The sequence below is a fragment of the Candidatus Cloacimonadota bacterium genome, from assembly GCA_011372345.1.
GTDB lineage: Bacteria > Cloacimonadota > Cloacimonadia > Cloacimonadales > TCS61 > DRTC01.
Window position 1 is genome coordinate 1 of sequence record DRTC01000003.1, and the last position, 1,688, is coordinate 1,688.

At 37.2% G+C, this 1,688-nt stretch carries 2 protein-coding genes; both read right to left on the reverse strand.

All coding sequences use genetic code 11. The annotated features are described in order from the left end of the window. Positions 1-133 (reverse strand): four helix bundle protein (locus tag ENL20_00040; protein ID HHE36950.1); only part of this gene is annotated, 133 nt, incomplete at its 3' end. An 857-nt stretch (positions 134-990) separates the two neighbouring features. Further along, a complete protein-coding gene (locus ENL20_00045) occupies positions 991-1,623 on the reverse strand; it encodes an ArsR family transcriptional regulator (GenBank protein ID HHE36951.1) in 633 nt (210 codons plus the stop codon). Between the last annotated feature and the right edge of the window lie 65 nt (positions 1,624-1,688).

The window sequence follows — 1,688 nt, forward strand, 5'->3', positions numbered from 1 at the left end:
AAGTCGCGGCTTTTGAAAGCTGATATCTAAAAACATCATATTCTTTATCTTTTGGTAATGACTTCAGGAATTTGAAAGTATTTATTGCGAATTGAATTAATCTTTCGTATAAATCCTTTTCATATTTCTTCATACCTTTCACCTTTCACCTTCTTGTCACGGCGTATTGCAACGAAGACGGATTGACTTTTTCATTGTCATCAGCCAGCTGGCTGAACGAAGTGACCGCCTGCCACGGCGTAATGAAATGAAGACGGGAAGGATCTCCCAGTAAGATAGATCAACATTATCGGGAGATTCTTCGCTTCGCTCCAGAATGACAATCTCGCCTTTATGCTTTCTTATTTCTGCTTTCCCTGACCCGTTTACCCTGTGTAATCTCTTTAATCTGTTATTACACATGGGTGAAATTCGGAGCATATTTCACTGATTTCTGATTTCTGATTCTTGACCCGTGAAATTCAGCTTGCTGAATATTTCACTGGGTTCTGTTTTCTGCTTTCTGTTTTTTTCTTTACTCTTTGGTCTTTCTTCTTTATTCTTGTTATTCATTATTTTTGCTTTTGCCTTTTTACTATTCCTTCATCAAAGTTGGGTGATTTTCCCTAAGCCATTCTGCTATTTTTTGACGAAGATGTATGGCAAGTTTTAACATCTCATTTGCTTCCTGCTTTGAAATCATACTGGCACGATCATAACCGCTTATATTTCTTTTCTTACGAAATTGATCAAATAAAGTAATCAATTCGTTATCAGCCTTAATTGTATAGGAAAGAGATTTAATAGTTCTATAATGATGTGCTTCTCGCACGGCACGATAACCTGAGGCAGCCAGTGCTGCTGTAGCAATTTGTAGGGCAGCATTATAGGGTATTTAATTGCCAATCAGGGCTCAAGCCAGGGGTTCTTCTATCTGAAAGGTCACGGTCTGCGACTGCCAGTAATTCAGTGATCTCTTGTGAGTTTGGTTGGTGTTCTTTCAGCCAACCATTACTCAGCCAAATTTTTAAGCTCATGCTCATCTCCAATAAGAAAAAGTCTTTCGTTCTTTATTACATTTTTTAGAAAATGGTGATTCTTTGTTGCTTTTTGTCTGAACTCTGCAGGAGGATAAACAACTGGATTAATTTCTCGTCGAACCTTTTCCTGTACAGGATTTAAAACATTTGTAACCTCAGCAAATGTTATATTTCCGATAACCATAATATCCACATCGCTACTTGAATTTTCGCTACTATTCACCATTGATCCGAATAAAAAGGCAACCTTAATACGATCTTCTAACTGCGTTAAAGCATCTTTCAGAACATCGCCGATAGCAATGGTTTTAATCACAATGTTCTTAAGTTCGGCAAAGATCGGACAATTTGGATTTGCTTGATAATAAACTTGTGATCCCTGAACGGTTTTTCGGATAATTCCTACATTGGATAGATTCTTTAATTCACGCTGCAATGCGCCTATGCTTGTTCCGGTTTCTCTTATTATCTGTCGGAAGTAGAAACATTCGCCAACGTGGCTGTAAAGCAATGCTAAAACAGCTCGTCTTGTTTTTCCAAAAAGTGTCGAAGCGAGTCTGTTTTTACTAATATCTGTTCTCAATTTTAGAACGATTGATCCCATAATGGTTACGGGTTTTATGAATTTCAATTGCTTCATTAGATGACAAACAAGTCTTAAATAATAAT

What these genes read in the sequence shown, in the direction of transcription:
- ENL20_00045 (HHE36951.1), bottom strand. Translation starts at nt 1,623, where the DNA reads ATGGGATCAATCGTTCTAAAATTGAGAACAGATATTAGTAAAAACAGA.